The sequence below is a fragment of the Dyadobacter sp. HNCC25DJ185 genome (genome assembly GCF_056895195.1).
This window is the reverse complement of the sequence record NZ_JBXHAR010000008.1, coordinates 82001-101730: the sequence shown is the minus strand read 5'-3', so window position 1 is coordinate 101730 and position 19730 is coordinate 82001. Positions and strand designations below refer to the sequence as shown.

Below are 19730 nucleotides of genomic sequence, written 5' to 3'. Positions count from 1 at the left end.
CTAATTTTGGCCGATCATTGGTAAAAATGCTCCAAGGGAGTTGCCATCTTTGCGCATTGTGCATATAAATTTTTCAAATCTACCGTCTTTCAAATGACCCGTTTCAACCGTTCCAACAACCTTACGGGTTGGATTGTCTTCGCAATCGCATTCATTACCTACGCACTTACAGTTGAACGAACAGCCAGTTTTTGGGATTGCGGGGAATTCATTGCTTGTGCCTTTAAATTGCAGGTTCCTCACCCCCCGGGAGCGCCGTTTTTCCTTTTAATTGGACGTCTTTTTTCTCTTTTCGCATTTGGTGACCTGAGCAATGTAGCTTACTGGGTCAATATGGTTTCGGTGCTGAGCAGTGCCTTTACTATTCTCTTTTTATTCTGGACCATTACCTTGCTGGTTCGCAAAATGATCTCCAAAACGGACGAGCAGCTCGATTCTGGTGATATCGTTCTTTTGATGGGAGCGGGTATCGTGGGCGCACTGGCATATACCTGGTCCGATTCATTCTGGTTTTCGGCGGTTGAAGCAGAAGTTTATGGGATGTCTTCTTTCTTTACGGCCATTGTAATCTGGGCGGTTTTTAAATGGGAAAGAGTACAAGACCCGGCAACCGAAAACCGTTGGCTGATCCTGATCGCTTACCTCGTAGGGCTCTCTATCGGTGTCCACTTATTGAACCTCGTTACAATCCCTGCGCTTGCGCTGGTTTACTATTTCAAAAAATATCCGAAGAATACATTATTTGGAGGTATCCTCGCCTTCTTAGGAGGTCTTGTTATTCTTGCCATCATTAACTCCGGTATCATTCCTGGTCTGCCAAGTGTTGCTGGTAAGTTTGAAATATTCTTCGTGAATTCGCTGGGGTTACCTTACAAATCCGGCGTAATTTTCTTTATCATTATCTTTTTGGGCGCGTTGGTTTGGGGGATCCGGTATTCTCACCAGAAAGAGAAAGTGTTGCTGAACACCGGATTGTTGTCCCTTGCCTTCGTGTTGATAGGCTATGCAAGTTATCTGATGGTGCTGGTGCGTGCTGAATACAACCCGCCGATCAATGAAAACAACCCAAATGATGTTCTCAGCTTTGTTTCGTACCTGAAAAGAGAGCAATACGGAAGTCGGCCATTGTTGTACGGACCATCTTTTGTTTCGCGTCCCGTAAGTCAGAAACGTGGTGCTCCCATGTATCGCAAACAGGACGGGAAATATACCATTTACGACTACCGTCCCGAATATGAGTACGAGCCAGGTGCTAACATGCTGCTTCCCAGGATGTACAGCACCCAGGGTGGGCACCCGGAACTTTACCGGCAAATGACGGGCCTCGCGGAGGGGCAAAAACCTACGATGGGGAACAACCTTTCGTTTATGTTCTCTTACCAGATCGGGCATATGTACTGGCGGTACTTCCTTTGGAACTTTGTAGGTAGGGAGAGCGATGAGGAAGGTGCCGGAAACATGCTTCCGTGGGATACAGCCAAGAAATATCCGGAGCCTATCCTTAATAACAAGGCGCATGACAATTATTTCATGCTTCCATTTTTACTGGGCTTGTTTGGCGTGGTGATTATATTTTTTCGTCAAAAACGCGACTTATTGGTCCTTGGGCTATTATTTGTTTTGACAGGTGTGGCCCTTGTCATGTACCTGAATTCGCCGCCCACTGAGCCACGCGAAAGGGACTATATTTATGTAGGATCATTTTATATTTTCTGTATCTGGATTGGATATGGGGTCATCGCAGTCTTTGACGCGATCAGCAAGTTTGTGAAAAATCCCGCGGCACGTGCAGGGGTAGCAACAGCAATAAGCCTGGTAGTGCCGGTAATTATGGGTGCAAAGGGCTGGGATAATCACAATCGTAACCACAGATACCATTCTGTTGATTTTGCCAAGAACCTGCTTAATTCCTGCGCCCCGAATGCGATCCTGTTCACGGGCGGCGACAATGATACATTTCCTTTGTGGTACGTCCAGGAAGTAGAAGGTTTCCGTACCGACGTGCGCGTTTGTAACCTCAGCTTATTGGGAACCGACTGGTATATTGATCAGATGAAGCGTAAAACCTATTTGTCAGAGGCATTGCCCATCTCTCTGGACAAGAGCAATTATGCTTTTGGAAAAAATGACATTGTGCCGTTTTACGAAATTCCAAGTGTGAAGGCAGGTATCAACCTGAAAGAATATCTTGGTTTGGTAAGGCAGGAAAATAAAGCGATCCAGGTGCCGCTGACGAGTGGTGATATGACTTCTATTCTCCCCTCATCGGTGCTGTTCTTGCCGGTCAATGCCGAGGCGGTTAAGAAAATGAATATCATAAAAAGTGACCTGCTTCCATTTGTTAGTGACTCTATCAGCTGGACAATTGGTAAGGGCGATTTATATAAATCGGATCTCATCATGCTGGATATCATCGCTACCAACGACTGGAAACGGCCGATTTACTTCTCATCTACATTGGGAGGAAGTAGTTACCTGAACCTGAAAGAGTATATGCAACTGGAAGGGTATGCGTATCGTTTATTGCCGGTGAAGGTCCCTGGTGCCAATGACGGTTATGTGAATTCGGATGTGATGTACAACAATCTGATGACCAAAATGTTCTGGCGTGATCTTGACAACCCCAATACATACTATGACAATACCTATCTGGGTTCTCCGGTTGCGACGGCGCGTATAGCCTTTCTGCGCCTGGCAGGGCAGTTAATCGCCGACGGCAGAAGAGATGAAGCTAAAAAAGCGATTGATAAATCTTTGGCGACCATGCCGGACAAGAGCATTCCATACGATCAGTTCTCCGCCAATTTCATCGGACCATTGTTCGATCTGGGGGAAACCAAAAGAGCATTGGAAATTGCTGAAACAATGGCGAAGCGTGCCGATGAGGTCCTGACCTGGGCCAAAGACAATGGCACAACCAGACGTCGCGACAGTAATGTTTATTTATATATCATGCAAGTAATCGTACAGGAATGCCGCGAAGCGAAACAGGAAGCTGTCGCGAAGAAATACGAAGCGATATTCCAGAAACATCTGGCTGCATTTAATATGTACGGCGGGCAATAGTGACTGCAAATTGAGCAGGGTCGAAGGCATGGTGGTTATCCGTCACGTCTTCGACCCCATTCACTGGACGGCCGCAAATTATTCACTATTTGTCATTGCATCTTCACTTTTACCCAAACCAACCGGTGATCTGAACTGGATTCTCTCTTTTCGACCAGGTCAGCTTTGGGTTCTCCTTTTGATGGCCAGAAGACACCACTATCAAGTACCTGAAATCCCTTTTTAGAAGGCAGTACATAGTCAGCACGCATTCTCCAGAAGGCAGTATGATTTTTGGCAAACGCATTCGAAGTGCTATACTCAGCACCTCCTTTGCTGGCTGGGGCCATTTCACTGTTGACTTTCGGGTTGTTCAACAACGATCTGATGCCTTCCGAAATAGCGTTTCCTTCATCGGGGGAAGCATTCTGGTCTCCGAGAATCACAAAACGGGAATCGGGCTTCAAACCACCTTTTACTCCTTTATCATCGTAAATATAGGCCCCGTCCGCGTCGTTGACGTAATCCTTCCAAAACCGGATCTCATCGTGGTTTCGTTTGCCATTGCGGTCTTCCGCCCCGTCGAAGGTCGGTGGGGTAGGGTGGCTTGCAAGGATGTGAACGGTTTCTTTTCCGACTTTAACAGGGATATCCCAATGTGATTTTGACGATAGCGGAAATTTCGCCCATGCCTCCGCCGAATACCAGTCGGTACCATCTGCCTTGGTGACCTTCAGTGCGCCGGGCATATCCTTCCATTTGAAATGCTGAAATGTTCTCACCTGTCCCATTTCAATAGGGTATCTGGACAGGAGTACCATGCCATATTGCCCTGGAAAGGTTCCAAATCCCCAGGCATCGTTTCCGAATTGCTCGACCTTGCCATTATTATCCAGGTCATAAGAGCTTGGCTGGCCCGTATTGACAGTCGAGTAATAGTAGTAAGGATAATCAATGCCTTTTGTGTCACCAGAATCTTCTTTTAGGTAAGCCTTTACAAATTGCAAGATACCTGCCTGCGGATCTTTGATATAATCGAATTCATTCAGAAGGATCACATCCGGCCTTACCGTTTGGATGATCCGGGCAATGTTATGTATCTGCTGATTTTGCCCCGATGCAAGTTCCCTGACCAAAATTTGCTCCGAATTGCCCTTGGTGCCCCGCGGAACGTAGTTTTCTGCTTCCATACTTACATTATAGGTAGCAAATGTGAGTTCAACTGGTTTGGAAGGCTGTGCAGGCAACGGAATCGTGTAAAGCATTAGTGACGAAAGCAGTAGCTTTTTCATAGAAATTAAATGTTAATACACTGGAATAAATAAATGCTATACTGGGTGTTCAATAAAAAGAGCCACCCCGTTTCGGAAGTGGCTCGGTATATAAACTGGTGTCCCAAAATATCAATGAAAAAAGTCTTTCATTTTGTCAAAAAAACCCTTTTCGTTCTTACCTGGTTTCGGTTGGAAATTGGGCGAATGGCGAAGTGATTCCAATGTTTCACGCTCGTCGGAGGAGAGTTGCTGGGGCGTCCATACATTGATATGTACGAGCTGATCCCCTTTTCCATAGCCGTTCAGGTCTTTTACACCTTTTCCTTTCAGGCGAAGAATTTTGCCCGCCTGGGTGCCCGATTCTACTGTTATTCTTGCTTTTCCATCAATCGTGGGTATTTCAACCGACGTACCCAACGCTGCATCGATAAAGCTCAGATGCATGTCAAACACTACATTGTTTCCATCTCTTTTCAGAAGCGCATCTTCTTCTTCCTCAATTACGATCAGCAGGTCTCCCGCAACGCCGCCACGGGCAGGAACGTTGCCTTTGCCGGACATGGAAAGCTGCATGCCTTCGGCAACGCCTCCAGGGATATTCAGGGTGATCAGGTCGTCCTGTAACAATCTTCCTTCCCCTGCACAAGAATCGCAGCGTTCGCTGATGATCTTGCCGTCGCCATTACAAGTTGGGCAGGTGCTGGTAGATACCATCTGACCCAGCATGGTGCTCACTACTTTGCGAACCTGGCCGGTTCCGTTACAAGTATTACAATTGGTGAGAGACGTGCCATGTTTCGCCCCATTTCCCCCGCAGGTATTACAGGTAACATGTCTTTTTACTTTAATTTTCTTCTCAACACCATTGGCCACCTCTTCCAGATTCAGTTTCAATTTGATCCTTAAATCGGAACCTTTGCGCACCCTGCGGCCATTTCCGCCGCCGGTACGTCCAAAAATATCGCCAAATGGGCTGCTATCACCGAAAATATCCCCGAACTGGGAGAAAATGTCGTCCATTGAAAATCCTCCGCCGCTGAAACCGCCGGCTCCACCACCAGCACCACTCACACCTGCATGACCAAACTGGTCATAACGCGCACGTTTGTTGTCGTCGCTCAGAACGCTGTATGCTTCAGCGGCTTCCTTGAATTTGTCTTCCGCAGTGGGGTCGTCCGGATTTTTGTCCGGGTGGAATTTGATGGCTAGCTTGCGGTAGGCTTTTTTGATGTCATCAGCTGCTGCGCCACGGTCTACTCCAAGCACCTCGTAATAATCTCTTTTCTTTGCCATTTTAGATTGGTCGTGAATCCTTTAAGGAGGTTAATATTTTAAGAGCCTACGATGACTTTGGCGTAGCGTATCACTTTGTCATTAAGATAATACCCTTTTTCTATCTCATCGATAACCTTTCCTTTCAAATCTTCTGAAGGTGCCGGAAATTGGGCAATTGATTCATGTAATTCTGCATCGAACGCTTCGCCTTTGGAAATCATGGGTTTAAGCCCTTTCGATTCTAATGTCTTGAACAGCTTGCTGTAAATCAGGTCTACACCTTCTTTGAGCGCCTCGATTTCTGTGGAGGAATCAAATGAAACTTTGGCCCGTTCGAAATCATCTACAATGGGGAGGATTATTTTCATCATATCAGCACTTGCGCCGGAAATCATTTCCAATTTCTCCTTTGCAGTCCTTCTTCTGAAATTTTCAAAATCCGCATAAAGACGCAAATATTTATCCTTTAATTCTGCAATCTCGGATTTGGCGCTATCAAGTGGATCAACCGCAGGCGCCTCATTTTTGATTTCCTGCCCAGCATTGTCCAAGGGCACGGAGTTGGTGGTTTCAGTAATTTCTTCGTTTTCCAGATTGTCAGTTTCCAATGGGGCGTTATCCTCGTTCATTACGTAGTTTTTGTCTTGATCTATGTTGAATTCTGTATTTTCCGGCATAACTGTTAAAATAACGTGACTTTTATAATGCCCACTTTTCCCCTAAATTATTTTGCCAGAGCTAAAATACTGACAAGATGGCATTTTACAATCAATTTGTAACTTTGTAAGATGACTACCGAAGATCTCGTCAAGCAGGAAAGAAGTCAGATTATCAAAGCCAGAGCCCGGGAAAACGGGTTTGACTTTTGTGGTATATCCAAAGCTGAATTCCTGGAAAGCGAAGCCCCGAGGCTCGAAAACTGGCTGAACAAGCACCATCACGGTGCAATGGGTTATATGGCCAATCATTTTGATAAAAGGCTTGATCCCCGCAAGCTGGTCGACGGAGCAAAAAGTGTTATTTCGGTTTTGCTCAATTATTATCCCGACAGTAAGCTTCCTGAAGGCGAAAAAGATCTCAAAATATCCAAATATGCCTACGGCACGGACTATCATTTTGTGTTAAAAGAAAAATTGGGCGCACTTCTGCTTTCTGTCCAGGAAGAAATAGGAGAGGTGAATGGGAGGATATTTGTGGATTCGGCGCCGGTCATGGACAAAGCATGGGCTGCAAAAAGCGGTCTGGGCTGGATCGGAAAACATTCAAACCTGCTAAACCGTGAAATGGGCAGCTTCTTCTTTATTGGAGAAATCATCTGCGACCTCGACCTGGCCTATGACACTTCAGTAGGGGATTATTGCGGGACTTGCACACGATGCATGGATGCCTGTCCGACCGATGCCATTACGGATCCGTTTGTGGTGGACGGGAGCAAGTGCATCAGTTATTACACGATTGAACTGAAAGAGTCTATTCCGCAGGACGTGCAAGGCAAATTCAACAACTGGATTTTCGGTTGCGACATTTGCCAGGACGTCTGTCCCTGGAACCGTTTTTCAAAACCCCACGCAACAAAAGAATTCGATCTGCCCGAAAGTCTGACCGGCTTTACATCCAGTGACTGGCAGGAAATTACCGAGGAAGTTTTCCGTGAAATCTTCCGCCGTTCCCCCGTAAAACGCGCCAAATTCGAAGGCTTGAAGCGCAATATCGAATTTGTTACATCGTCTAAATAAAAAGCGCAATTCGGTTTAAACTTTTATATTTGAGCTCGGGAGTTCCTTTCGATGACTGAATAAAACACTCAAATTATGAGAAAACAATCTGTCAATCTTTGGGCGGTGCTGGTCTGCGTGGTGATAGGACAAATCATTCCGGCTTTATGGTATAGTGTTTTTTCGGAAAAATGGATGGCCCTAAACGGTTTCACCATGGAGCAAGTCAAGTCGGCAACAAGCCCGGCTCCCTATCTTGCCAGTATCGTTTCTTTCTCCTTCGTGGCTTATACAATAGCCTGGATTTTTACTAAAATTCCAGTCAAATCACTTCTTGCCGGTTTCCTGACCGGGCTGCTTTTGGGGGCTGTTTTTGTCCTTTCCGAGGTCATTGTCAAAGATATGTTTTCGCTCAGGCCTCTGCTGCTTTCATTGATCGACGGCGGCGTGAGTGTGATTACCTACTCCGTAACTGGGAGTATTCTGGGTGTCTGGCGCAAGTACGAGTAGCCCGGAGAGCCGCGGTGACCTTCTTTTCACATCTTATTTTAATACTAGTTCCGGATATCCCCGAACCAGCGTCTTTGCGTCCATTTTATACGATAATTCCTGTTTTTTCTTGGGGATGTTTTACAAATGTTACCTTCAGTCCATTTTGGGGATACAGAACATTTTGAAATGGTGTCTTCGAGCACGCAGAAATTATCTTCTGTTTTTATAAATGTACTTAGGACATATAATATTTCTTTTGTGTAGGATAATTGGACTTTCGCTACGTGCTGCTAGCTATAATTCGGAATATTAGTTTAGTACAATTAAATTTTGCCAAATAAATTGCGTGTGTTGTTATTTAGTTATAAATTTCATGGAATTTTAAAAAAGCCAAATTAACCTATGAAAAACAGTGTACTCTATTTGCTGCTGACGTTCCTCTCGGTAGCAATGTTGGTTTCACCATCCCAAGCCCAGGACCGGCCGGTTACGGGAAAGGTGAGCGATGAAAATGGGGCCGGGTTGCCAGGGGCTAATATCCTTATTAAAGGAACTACAAGAGGTACCAATAGCGATGCTGACGGTAACTTCTCGATCAGCGTGTCAGCCTCGGGTGCTACGCTCATCATTTCTTCGGTTGGATATCTGGCCAAGGAAGTAGCAGTAACCAGCTCCATGGCCAGTGTGAATGTGAGCCTCGATCCGGACGTAAGAAACCTGGGAGAGGTAGTGGTAACAGCCCTTGGTATTGAAAGAAGTGCCAAATCGCTGACTTATGCAACGCAGCAGATTGATGGAAAACAACTTACAGACGTACGTGATGCAAACTTCGTGAACACCCTTTCAGGTAAAGTAGCGGGTATTGTCGTAACGCAGGGAGCCAGCGGCCCCGGATCAGCAACACGTGTTGTGCTTCGCGGTAACCGTTCCATCAGTGGAAATAACAATGCTCTGTTTGTGGTGGACGGTGTTCCGATCGATAACACTGTTCAGGGGCAGGTTGGAAATGATTTCGGTGGAACAAACGGCAGTGATGGTGCGTCGAACATCAACCCGGACGATATCGAGTCAATGAACGTGTTGAAGGGCGCAGCCGCATCGGCACTTTATGGTAGCCGTGCCGCAAACGGAGTAGTGATGATTACCACCAAAAAAGGTAAGGCAGGCGCGGTAACCGCAAACGTCAACTCGGGTGTTGTAATTGAAAATCCTTTTCTGCTTCCAAAATTCCAGAATACTTACGGACAAGGCGCAGGCGGGGCTACCTCCAACTCTTATGGCAGCTGGGGACCTGCCACTACGACATTCCCCGATAATGTGAAGAATTTCTTCCGCACAGGCGTGACAACCAATAATTCCTTCGGTATTTCAGCGGGAACAGACAAGGTTCAGACTTATACCTCTTATGCATATAATAATGTACAGGGTATTATTCCAAATAACAGCCTGGCGCGTCATACATTTAACCTACGCATTGGCACCCAGTTGACGAAACGTTTTTCAACCGATGCGAAAATCACCTACGTGAACCAGGATATCAAGAACAAACCCAGGTCCGGTGAAGAAAGCGGTACGGTCATGAACGTTTACAAGGTGCCGAGAAGTGTTGATCTGAATACTTATAAGGCGTACGAGGACGCTGCGGGCCAGCCTACTTACTGGACATCGTCTTCTATCTACATGAATCCTTATTGGACGATCAACAAAACGTCGGATGACGAAAAACGTAACCGGACGACGGCTCTTGGTTCGGCCAAATACAACATTACCGACTGGTTGAATGTGCAGGGACGTATCAGCTTTGACCGTTATGATGACCGCGTGAACAGGAGCTGGTCAGACCATACCTTGCTTTTTGCTGGTCCGGGTGGTTCTTACCAGGATTATTCCGTTGCCATTCTTGAAAAGAACCTTGATCTGATCGTTTCGGGAAATAATAAAATCGGCGAGAACATTAACGTGACCTACAACTTTGGTGCGGGACAAACCTATAAGCGCTATTCACAGGTGGGTGGTAACGCAAATGGTTTGCTGGTGCCTAACAAGTTTGACCTGTCGTTTGCGTCCTCGCTATCGCAGATTGCCAATTTCAGCGAAAAAGAACTGCATTATGTTTTCGGGACCGCGTCTTTCTCTTATAAGGATTTCTTCACCGTGGATGCGGCTGCAAGGAACGACTGGTCGTCTACATTGCCGAAACCATACTCCTTCTTCTATCCGTCCTTTGGCGCTAACCTGATCCTTTCTGAAGCATTCCAACTGCCGAATGTGATCAGTTTTGCAAAAATCCGCGGATCGTGGGCGCAAGTGGGTAATGACACAGATCCTTATCTCCTGACACAAACCTACACATTCACCCAGGGAGGTACCGGAGGGTATATTTACCGTGACCCAACCCAGCCTGCGACCAATCTGAAGCCGGAGATTTCGTCCTCTACTGAATTCGGACTTGACCTGCGTTTGTTTGGCGGGAAACTCGGATTGGATGTGACGTATTATAATTCGAATACGGTGAACCAGTTACTGTCACTTTCACTGGCACCAGCCAGCGGTTTTTCACAGCAGTTTATCAATGCGGGAAAAATCAACAATAAAGGTTTTGAGATCTCCATTACCGGTAAGGCAATAAAAACCGAGGATTTCAGCTGGGATGTGACATTGAATCTTGCCAGAAACAAAAACAAGATTATAAAACTTGATCCTAATGTAAAACGCGCATTTCTGGGCGGCGGATTTGGCCGCACAGCGACGCCGGTCGTGCAGGAAGGCGGCTCGTATGGCGATATGATTGCCCAAAAATGGAAAACAGACTCGCTTACCGGAAAATATGTAGTTACCGCTCCTGACAGCAAAGGCAATGGTGGTGGAAAACCAGTAGTCACTTCGGAGAATGAGTACATTGGAAATTTCAACCCCAAGCTGACTGCCGGTTTGAGTAACACCTTCAAATACAAGCGCTTCTCGGCCAGCTTCCTGATCGATGGCCGGTTTGGCGGGGTAATGACTTCAGGAACAGCAGCAAACCTCGCATTTGATGGGACCGGTGATTTCACGACCGACCATCGCGACGGAGGCTGGGTACTGCCGGGCGTAACGTCTACCGGAGAGACTAACACAACAGCGATCAACGCTGAGACTTTCTGGACTACCGTATCAGGCGGTCGTTACTCCTGGGGTGAATTTTTTACCTACTCCGCAACCAATGTTCGTTTGAGAGAGCTGACTGTGGGTTACGACATCCCTACCGGAACAGGCTTCTTCATCAAATCGGCGAGGCTGTCGTTTATCGCGCGCAACCTGTTCTTTATCTACAGAGGCTCCGCAACCATGGACATTCCGGGCGTAAAAAAACGCAAGCTGCCGTTTGACCCTGATGTGAACCTGGGCGCTGGTAACTTCCAGGGTATTGAGTATGGAAACCTTCCTTCCACAAGGACAATCGGATTGAATCTGAAACTAGGATTTTAGTAAAAACCACTTCTTTCGATAGCAAAATGAATATTTTAAATACATATAAAAAACTTGCATGTGCCGGAATGCTAATCGGCATGGCGGGTCTTCAGCAGGCTTGTACCGGGGATTTTGAGGAGATGAATACGAGCAAGACGAAGCTCACTACGCTTTCGGAGGATGAGCTGCCGTTTCTTTTTTCGCGCGCAGAGCAGCAGGCGTCGTATCAGAGCGGTACTTACCAGATCGCACAAAATCTCTTCGCGGACCTTTACGCCCAGTATTTCGCTACCACAGCCACTTATTTTCCTTCAGACCGCTTTGTTATGCGTTATGACTGGCTGACTGGTCACTGGAACCCGATTTATACCCAGGTGGTGCCCCAGCTGAAAACTCTTTTTGAACAAACTGATCCTGGTTCAGCGGAATATGCACTGGCCAATGTCATGTGGGTTTTCGCATTTCACCGGCTTACAGATTACTACGGCCCTGTTCCGTATTTTGATGCAGGTGTTCCGGCCATCAGTGTAAAGTACGACGCGCAGGCAGATATCTATAAAGACTTCTTTGTCCGTCTGGACGCAGCAACTGCTGCTTTGAAGGCCAATGCGAATGCCAAGCCCTATGGTACTTTTGATTTAATTTATGCTGGTGACGTCACCAAATGGATCAAATTTGCGAATACACTACGTCTTCGTCTGGCATTGCGGATATCAAAAGTAGATCCAGCAGAAGCCAAGAAACAGGCTGAGGCGGCGTATGCAGGCGGTGTCATGACCGAAGTGGCGGACGATGCCTATATGGTTAAAAAACTGGTGGGAGATGATGGAAACGGATTAAGCCGGATCGCGGTCTGGAATGAATTCCGTATGAGCGCTTCTATGGAGTCGGTACTGAAAGGTTTCGAGGATCCGCGGATCGGGGTTTATTTCCAGCCGGCAACCACTACCAAAGCCTATGACGGCTTGCGCAACGGACTCACCCCTGCACAGCTGGCACTCCCTAAAAACCTTAACGACGACAACGCGAACGTGGGAACACGCTGGGTAACAGGATCGGGAGCTGCCTGGAACACGAATTTTGAAACGCCACAGAATATCTTGCATACTGCGGAAGCATACTTCCTTCGGGCAGAGGGTGCCCTGAACGGATGGAACATGGGTGGAACTCCCAAGGATCTGTACGAAAAAGGTATTGCAGCCTCTATGGCACAATGGGGTGTGAGTGGGGCAGCAGTTACAGCATATATCAACAGTTCGGCAAAGCCGGTTGCTCCCGGTGATCAGCAGAATTCACCTGCATTGTCTGACATTGCCATTAAATGGGATGACGCCGCTACCGACGCTGTAAAACGGGAAAAAATTGGCACGCAAAAATGGCTGGCGCTGTATCCGGATGGTATGGAAGCATGGGCAGAATACAGAAGAACACGTTTCCCGAAACTTTATCCCGTAGTAAACTCTGAAAATGAGGATGTGCCGGCAGGAGCGGTTTTGAGAAGGATCCCGTTCATTACGTCGGAAAAGGAAACCAACGCAAAGGCCGTTCAGGATGCTGTTAAATTATTGGGTGGTCCCGATAAAGCAAGCACGCCGCTGTGGTGGGACAAAAACTAATCCCTGTGGCGCGTTAAACGTTAGCAAAAAGGCAGGCCTTGTGCCTGCCTTTTGTTATGAAGGGGATTCTGTCTTTTTTTGTAATACATCAGTATCATTCGACCTAATGAAAAGTAGCCGCATTTTATTTTTCTTTATTATTCTGCTTACGTCCTGTCAATCAAAGGATACGCTTTTCACACTGCTGAAGTCCGATAAAACGGGGATCGATTTTAACAATTACATTGACGAGGACGAGTCCAATAACGTTCTGGAATATGGCTATTTTTACAATGGAGGTGGAATAGCCGCTGCGGATTTCAATAACGATGGGCTTATTGACCTGTATTTTACAGGAAACATGGTCGCCAACAAAATGTATATTAACAAAGGTGATCTTGAATTTGAAGATGTTTCCGAAAAGTCGGGAACTGCTTTGAACGAGGGGTGGAAAACGGGCGTATCGCTGGTCGATATCAATGATGATGGCTGGATCGATATTTACGTATGCCGCGCCGGCGCACAAGACCCGAGGCTCAGGACAAAGCTCTTGTACGTCAACAATGGAAAAACAGCGGACGGCATTCCTACATTTACAGAAAAAGCGGCAGAATATGGCTTGAATGATCCTTCTTACACAACTCAGGCTGTTTTTTTTGATTATGACCGCGACGGTGATACCGATTGTTTTTTATTGAACCACTCCGTTCAGAAATATGCTGGTTTCAGCAACTTGTTGGGGAACTACCGTCAGCAAAGGAACGAAGCTTATGGAAATAAGCTCCTGAGAAACGATGGCGGGAAATTTACCAATGTTACCGATTCTTCGGGCATCGTTTCCAATGTCTTAAGTTTTGGTTTGGGTGTAAATATCAATGATTTCAACAGCGATGGCTGGCAGGATATTTACATTTCCAATGACTATAACGAGAACGATTACCTGTACCTCAACCAGAAAAACGGGAAATTTAGAGAAGTGATCCGTGAAGCTACCGGGCACGTGTCGTTATACTCCATGGGTACAGACGCCGCAGACTTGAATAATGACGGATTAGCGGATATCCTGACACTTGACATGCTCCCTGCTTCCAATGAGCGCCTTAAGCTCACCGCCGGCGATGATAATTACGATAAATACCAGCAATTGCTCCGTGCCGGGTTCCACGACCAGACGATGCGAAATATGCTCCAGTTGAACAATGGCGTCAATGCCAGTGGTGTGCCCGTTTTCAGCGAAATTGGCCAGCTAGCAGGCGTTTCCAATACAGACTGGAGTTGGGCAGCATTAATGGCCGACTTCGATAATGACGGATGGAAAGACATTTTTGTTTCCAACGGCTATGCCAGGGACTACACCAATATGGAGTTCCTGAAATATTCGACAGATGTTCAGGTGAAGGCCGGACAGGGCAGTAAGGCGCCAACGCAAATGGAGATCATTGCCGAAATGCCGCCGATTAACGAGCCGGATTATATATTTCAAAACCAGAAGAACCTGACTTTTATCAAAAAAATAAAAGAATGGGGGTTTGAAGAAAACAACCAGTCGAACGGCGCGGTGTATGCCGACCTTGACAATGACGGCGACCTGGACCTGGTAACGAGCAATGTAAACCAGAAAGCCTTCGTATACCGCAACAATGCAGATACCAAGCTGAAGAATAAGCATTTCAACATAAAGCTGGAATCTCCTAAGTATGCCTTGCTTGCAGGTACTAAACTTGATTTATATTCAGATACTTTGTCTCAGACGCAGACTTTTATGCCTGTGAGGGGTTTCCAGTCTGCGCAATGGGACCTTGTTCATTTTGGTTTGGGTAATGACCAGCATATCGACTCTCTGGTGGTAAACTGGGCGGATGGAAGCAGGCAGGTTTTGAAAAAGCCGGACTTCGGCAAAACTGTTACGGTGAAATACAGCGATGCTAAAAAATATCCCAGTGTGCCGGCTGTACTGTCAGACGCGATGTGGCAGCCGACAAGTCTGATCGATTTCAAACACAACGAGGATATCCGCAATGATTTCCGGATCCAGACATTACTTCCCAATATGTTGTCGTATCAGGGGCCGCATTTTGCTCAAAAGGATGTGAACGGGGATGGTACGGACGATTTTTATGTAGGAGGAGGCAGGGGACAGGCGGGAGCCCTATTTTTGAGTTCCGGTGGCAAATATTCTAAATCCGCACAACCTGCATTTGAAGCGGATGCTGCGTTTGAAGATGCTGATATGGAATTTTTCGACGCCGACCAGGATGGCGATGCTGATTTGCTCGTGACCAGCGCAGGTTACGAGCTGAGTATAAATGACCCGCTTTTGCTGCCGCGTTTATACATCAACGACAGGGGTGTCTGGAAGAAAACCGAATTGCCGGCAGTCGGGACGAATGCCGCAGCGCTGGCTGTCGCAGATGTAGATAAAGATGGAGATCAGGACGTGTTTTTGGGCGCCCGGGTAACGCCCGGCCGTTTTCCGGAAAGTATGGGTGGAATTTTACTGGTTAATGACGGAAAGGGTAAATTCAGTGACGGAACTGCTGCGCTTGCACCGCAGTTGAAGCAGGCTGGTATGATCACCGATGCATTGTTTCAGGACCTGAACAAGGACGGATATCCCGAGCTGGTACTTACCGGCGATTGGAGTGCTGTACAAGTTTTTAATAATAATAAGGGAAAACTAACCAATGCGAGTGAAGCCTGGGGCATGGCATCTCTCCATGGCTGCTGGAATGCACTGAAAGCAGCAGACCTCGACGGCGACGGCGATATGGATTTCGTGGTAGGCAATATGGGGACCAACTGGCAATGGAACCTCACTTCGCCTGAAGGCCTGTCCATTTATGCTGCCGACTTTGATAACCTGAACCGGATTGTTCCGATCATCAGTGTCACCGAAAACGGAAAAGAATTCCCTTATGCAAGCAGGGACGAGCTATTGGACCAGATTCCTTCGCTTAAAAAGAAATACACCAATTATGTTTTGTACTCTAAAGCCAGTCTGGAAGAAATGCTTCCCGCCGAAAAGCTGAAAGCGGCGCAGAAACTTTCAGCGAGGGAGTTCAGGAGCGGTATCCTCGAAAACAAGGCAGGCAAGCTGGTATTTCATCCATTGCCTATTGAGGCACAGTTTGCCCCCGTTTACGCTATTTCCATTTCGGATATGAACGCCGATGGCAAGCCCGACCTGGTGCTGGGTGGTAACCTGAAACAAACCCGGGTAAGGATCGGGAAAAATGATGCAAACTTACTGCAGGTTTTTCTGAATAAAGGTGCCCTGGATTTTGGTTACCTGCCACAGTCAAAAAGCGGCTTTTACGTAAATGGAGACGTGCGCGACCTGGCGGTTCTGACGAAATCAGGCCAGACTTTTTTACTGGGCGCATTGAACAACGCGAACCTGATCGGATACCGGTTACAACCCGTAAAAGATGAACATACTCAAAAAATTCTCTCCTCTTTCAAATAAATGAGTAAGCTAAGTTTTAACTTCAACCAAAAGTTGAAGTTTTTTACTTCCAATAAATCTTCCTGTTTTCAGAAACCGGTATAAGCAAATTAATGAACATCAAAGAGCGCCGCCGTTACTTTCTTGTACTGTTCTTTCTGGCATTTTCGTGTTCAACTGTCGGGGCGCAGCAACCTTTATTTAAGCTTCTCCCGCCAAAACAAACCGGCATCGAATTCACCAATATCATCAATGAAGATGAAAGCCAGAACGTGATGTCCTACGAATATTTTTACAATGGCGGCGGTGTGGCAGTGGGCGACCTGAATAATGATGGTTTCGACGACCTTTTCCTGACATCCAATATGGGGCCGAATAAGCTGTATCTGAATATGGGCGCTGCGAAAGGCCAGGCACTGAAATTCAAGGACATTACATCGGCTGCGGGTAAAGGTTTGGAAGGCAGGAAAGGCGGCTGGAAAACCGGGGTTACCATGGCTGATGTCAATGGAGACGGCTTATTGGATATTCATATTTGTTATTCGGGGAAAGTCGACGACGAAAAACGCAAAAACCAGCTTTTCATCAACCAGGGGAACCTGAAATTTGTTGAACAAGCTGCACAGTACGGCCTGGACAACGTCAGTTACAGTACGCAGGCGGCTTTTTTTGATTATGACAATGACGGCGACCTGGATATGATGCTTCTGAACCATAGCATCAAAAAAATTGACAATATGGAGCTTGCCAAATTCAAAACAGAGACGGATGCGCTGGCCGGCAATAAGCTTTTTGAAAACCAGAAAAACCATTTCGTAGATGTAACCCAAAAGGCCGGGATACATCAGTATCCGCTGACATTCGGCCTGGGTATTGCAATCTCGGATGTGAACCAGGACGGATGGGAAGACATCTACGTCACAAACGACTACAACGAATCTGATTACCTCTATATTAATAATCAGGACGGGACTTTCAAGGACGTTACCCAGCAGTATTTCCGGCATATTGCCCAGTTTTCAATGGGAATCGATATCGCTGATTTTAATAATGATGGTTTGCCCGATATCATGTCGCTGGACATGCTTCCCGAAGATAACCAGCGCCAGAAGCTCCTGCAGCTGCAGGAAAATTACGAATCTTTCGAGCTGATGCAGCAGCAGAACCTGCACAAGCAGTATATGCGCAATATGCTACAGTTGAACAATGGTGACGGCACTTTCAGCGAAATCGCTCAGATAGCGGGCGTTTCGAATACGGATTGGAGCTGGAGCCCGCTTTTCGCCGATTTCGATAACGATGGTTTCAAGGATCTTTTTGTTTCAAACGGTTATCTGAGAGATTATACCAATAAAGATTTTCTCAAGTACTGGGGCGATTATAAATTCAAGAGGGCAGTGGACAAAGAGCCATTTCGGCTGATGGATCTCGTAAGGGCAATGCCTTCTACAAAGCTTGCCAATTATATTTTCCGCAATAACCAGGATCTCACTTTTAGTAAAAAACAGGAGGAATGGGGAATGCTGGAACCTGCGGTTTCGAGCGGGGCAGTATACGCCGACCTGGATAACGATGGCGATCTTGATCTGGTAGTGAACAACATCAACGATCCCGCATTTGTATACCAGAATATGGCAGTGGAGCAAGCCGGCAGTACCTGGCTGCAGCTCAGGCTGGTACAAAAATCAGCCAATGAAAACAGCATTGGGGCGAGGGTTTATGTTTTTACTAAAAGCAAAATGCAGTACCAGGAGCTAAACCCAAACAGGGGCTATCTGTCCTGCACGCCGCTACGGCTGCATTTCGGTTTGGGTAAGGAAACCTTGGCAGATTCTATGAAAATCATCTGGCCGGACGGAACCTGGGAAGTAAAAAAGGATGTGCAGGCTAATCAGTTGCTTATTGTTCAAAAACAAGACCATAGCAGGGCCGGAAAAAGGGCTGCTCCAGAAAAACCGGTGCCATTGTTTCAGAAAGACACCAGTATCATCTCTTACCAGCACGAAGGCTTTAATGAAAATGATTTCAAAAGGCAGCCGCTGATGCTCACCATGTATTCGCAAACCGGGCCGGTGGTGGCAAAAGGGGATGTGAATAAAGATGGACTGGAAGATATTTTTGTCAGTGGCGACCAAAATAAGCAAGCCAAAATCTGGTTGCAGGGCGCCAGTGGTTCTTTCAAAGAAATGCCGGGCTTCGCAGTAGGCGACGAGCACATTTCTGCCACTTCTTCCGTGGTCTTTTTTGATGCAAACGGTGATGGTTTTGACGATCTCTATATTGCAAAAGGTGGATATTCGATGTTTGAACCCAATACCATTTCATTGCAGGACGAGATTTACCTCAGCGATGGAACAGGTAAACTGAATTTATCGGTACTATCGATCCCAAACATGAAAGCCTGCAGCAAATCGTGCGCGCGGCCATTTGATTTTGATCATGACGGCGACCTGGACCTGTTTGTCGGGGGGCGCATCATTCCCGGCAGGTATCCCGAATCTCCTGTCTCGTTCCTGCTGATAAATGACGGAAAGGGGACTTATACAATCAAAGAATCACCATTTTTCAAGGTGGGCATGGTTACTGATGCGCAATGGGCGGATCTGGATGCCGATGGAAGAGCGGAGCTGGTCATAGTCGGTGAAATGATGCCGGTGAAGGTATTTAGTTTCAACGGAAAGGATTTTGAGGACACGACTTCGAAGTTCTTCAAGGATGAGGAAACCGGCTTTTGGTCGGCATTGAAAATAGAGGACCTGGATGGCGACGGCAAGCCGGATATGGTTGCAGGCAATCTCGGACAGAATTCGCAGATTAAGGCTTCTAAAGAACAGCCTGCTGAGCTCTATTTTGCCGATTTTGATAAAAACGGCTCCATTGACCCCTTCTTCAATTTCTATGTCCAGGGAAAGTCCTATCCATTTGTAAGCCGCGACGAACTGAACGACCAGATTTATCCGATGCGCAAGAAGTTCGGCTTTTACAAGGACTATGCAAATGCTTCGATCAGGGAAGTGTTTTCACAAGCCGAATTGGACAAAGCAACCCGGCTGGAAGCCAGGGAAATAAGAACTGTTCTATTTTTGAATATGGGAGGGAAATTTGAAAAACTTCCTTTGCCCTTACAGGCGCAATTTTCGCCAGTCACGGCGATCCTTGTGCAGGATTATGACAAGGACGGTACTAAGGATTTACTCCTGCTGGGAAATAAAACGGATAACCGCTTGAAGCTGGGGAGTATGGACGCAAATTATGGTTGCCTGCTTACTGGCGATGGAAAGGGCAGATTTACTTATCAGGGCCAGCCGTTGTCCGGCTTATCGGTAAAAGGGGATGTGAAGTCGGCTGTCAATCTGACGATCCGCAGGAAGCCTTATGTTGTGGTAGGGGCGTTCAATGAGGCCCTACAGTTTTACAGAAATGAAGGAAAGTAATGCTT

10 protein-coding genes are annotated in these 19730 nt (G+C 46.7%); 7 read left to right on the top strand and 3 right to left on the bottom strand.

The window, feature by feature from the left end; all coding sequences use genetic code 11:
* Nucleotides 1–93: 93 nt before the first annotated feature.
* On the top strand, nt 94–3066 hold the full coding sequence (locus tag AC1XUF_RS22675; protein ID WP_483344129.1) for a glycosyltransferase family 117 protein: 2973 nt from the start codon (nt 94–96) through the stop codon (nt 3064–3066).
* A gap of 92 nt (nt 3067–3158) precedes the next feature.
* Here the strand turns inward: AC1XUF_RS22675 and AC1XUF_RS22670 are convergent, their stop codons facing one another.
* The 3 genes from AC1XUF_RS22670 to AC1XUF_RS22660 form a co-directional block, all read right to left on the bottom strand.
* Entirely contained in the window at nt 3159–4337 is a 1179-nt protein-coding gene (locus AC1XUF_RS22670) for an endonuclease/exonuclease/phosphatase family protein (protein WP_483344128.1), read from the bottom strand.
* Between the two features lie 111 nt (nt 4338–4448).
* A complete protein-coding gene (dnaJ, locus tag AC1XUF_RS22665) occupies nt 4449–5612 on the bottom strand; it encodes a molecular chaperone DnaJ (RefSeq protein WP_483344127.1) in 1164 nt (387 codons plus the stop codon).
* Nucleotides 5613–5650: 38 nt separating this feature from the next.
* Nucleotides 5651–6271: a nucleotide exchange factor GrpE gene (locus AC1XUF_RS22660; RefSeq protein WP_483344126.1), complete on the bottom strand. Its 621-nt coding sequence runs from the start codon at nt 6269–6271 to the stop codon at nt 5651–5653.
* 111 nt (nt 6272–6382) lie between these two features.
* Between AC1XUF_RS22660 and queG the strand changes: the two genes are divergently transcribed.
* The 6 genes from queG (at nt 6383) to AC1XUF_RS22630 (ending at nt 19725) form a co-directional block, all read left to right on the top strand.
* Nucleotides 6383–7330 (top strand): tRNA epoxyqueuosine(34) reductase QueG, encoded by a 948-nt coding sequence (gene queG / locus AC1XUF_RS22655; protein ID WP_483344125.1) that lies wholly within the window; start codon nt 6383–6385, stop codon nt 7328–7330.
* A gap of 75 nt (nt 7331–7405) precedes the next feature.
* Entirely contained in the window at nt 7406–7819 is a 414-nt protein-coding gene (locus AC1XUF_RS22650) for a DUF1761 domain-containing protein (protein WP_483344124.1), read from the top strand.
* 384 nt (nt 7820–8203) lie between these two features.
* The gene (locus AC1XUF_RS22645) at nt 8204–11269 is read left to right on the top strand and encodes a SusC/RagA family TonB-linked outer membrane protein (protein ID WP_483344123.1); all 3066 of its coding nucleotides are present in this window, start codon (nt 8204–8206) and stop codon (nt 11267–11269) included.
* A 26-nt stretch (nt 11270–11295) separates the two neighbouring features.
* A complete protein-coding gene (locus AC1XUF_RS22640; RefSeq protein ID WP_483344122.1) occupies nt 11296–12867 on the top strand; it encodes a SusD/RagB family nutrient-binding outer membrane lipoprotein in 1572 nt (523 codons plus the stop codon).
* A gap of 106 nt (nt 12868–12973) precedes the next feature.
* Nucleotides 12974–16312 (top strand): VCBS repeat-containing protein, encoded by a 3339-nt coding sequence (locus tag AC1XUF_RS22635; protein WP_483344121.1) that lies wholly within the window; start codon nt 12974–12976, stop codon nt 16310–16312.
* Between the two features lie 92 nt (nt 16313–16404).
* Entirely contained in the window at nt 16405–19725 is a 3321-nt protein-coding gene (locus AC1XUF_RS22630) for a VCBS repeat-containing protein (RefSeq protein ID WP_483344120.1), read from the top strand.
* The last annotated feature ends 5 nt before the right edge of the window (nt 19726–19730 follow it).

What these genes read in the sequence shown, in the direction of transcription:
- queG (WP_483344125.1), top strand. Translation starts at nt 6,383, where the DNA reads ATGACTACCGAAGATCTCGTCAAGCAGGAAAGAAGTCAGATTATCAAA.
- AC1XUF_RS22675 (WP_483344129.1), top strand. Translation starts at nt 94, where the DNA reads ATGACCCGTTTCAACCGTTCCAACAACCTTACGGGTTGGATTGTCTTC.
- AC1XUF_RS22660 (WP_483344126.1), bottom strand. Translation starts at nt 6,271, where the DNA reads ATGCCGGAAAATACAGAATTCAACATAGATCAAGACAAAAACTACGTA.
- AC1XUF_RS22650 (WP_483344124.1), top strand. Translation starts at nt 7,406, where the DNA reads ATGAGAAAACAATCTGTCAATCTTTGGGCGGTGCTGGTCTGCGTGGTG.
- AC1XUF_RS22645 (WP_483344123.1), top strand. Translation starts at nt 8,204, where the DNA reads ATGAAAAACAGTGTACTCTATTTGCTGCTGACGTTCCTCTCGGTAGCA.
- dnaJ (WP_483344127.1), bottom strand. Translation starts at nt 5,612, where the DNA reads ATGGCAAAGAAAAGAGATTATTACGAGGTGCTTGGAGTAGACCGTGGC.
- AC1XUF_RS22635 (WP_483344121.1), top strand. Translation starts at nt 12,974, where the DNA reads ATGAAAAGTAGCCGCATTTTATTTTTCTTTATTATTCTGCTTACGTCC.
- AC1XUF_RS22670 (WP_483344128.1), bottom strand. Translation starts at nt 4,337, where the DNA reads ATGAAAAAGCTACTGCTTTCGTCACTAATGCTTTACACGATTCCGTTG.
- AC1XUF_RS22630 (WP_483344120.1), top strand. Translation starts at nt 16,405, where the DNA reads ATGAACATCAAAGAGCGCCGCCGTTACTTTCTTGTACTGTTCTTTCTG.
- AC1XUF_RS22640 (WP_483344122.1), top strand. Translation starts at nt 11,296, where the DNA reads ATGAATATTTTAAATACATATAAAAAACTTGCATGTGCCGGAATGCTA.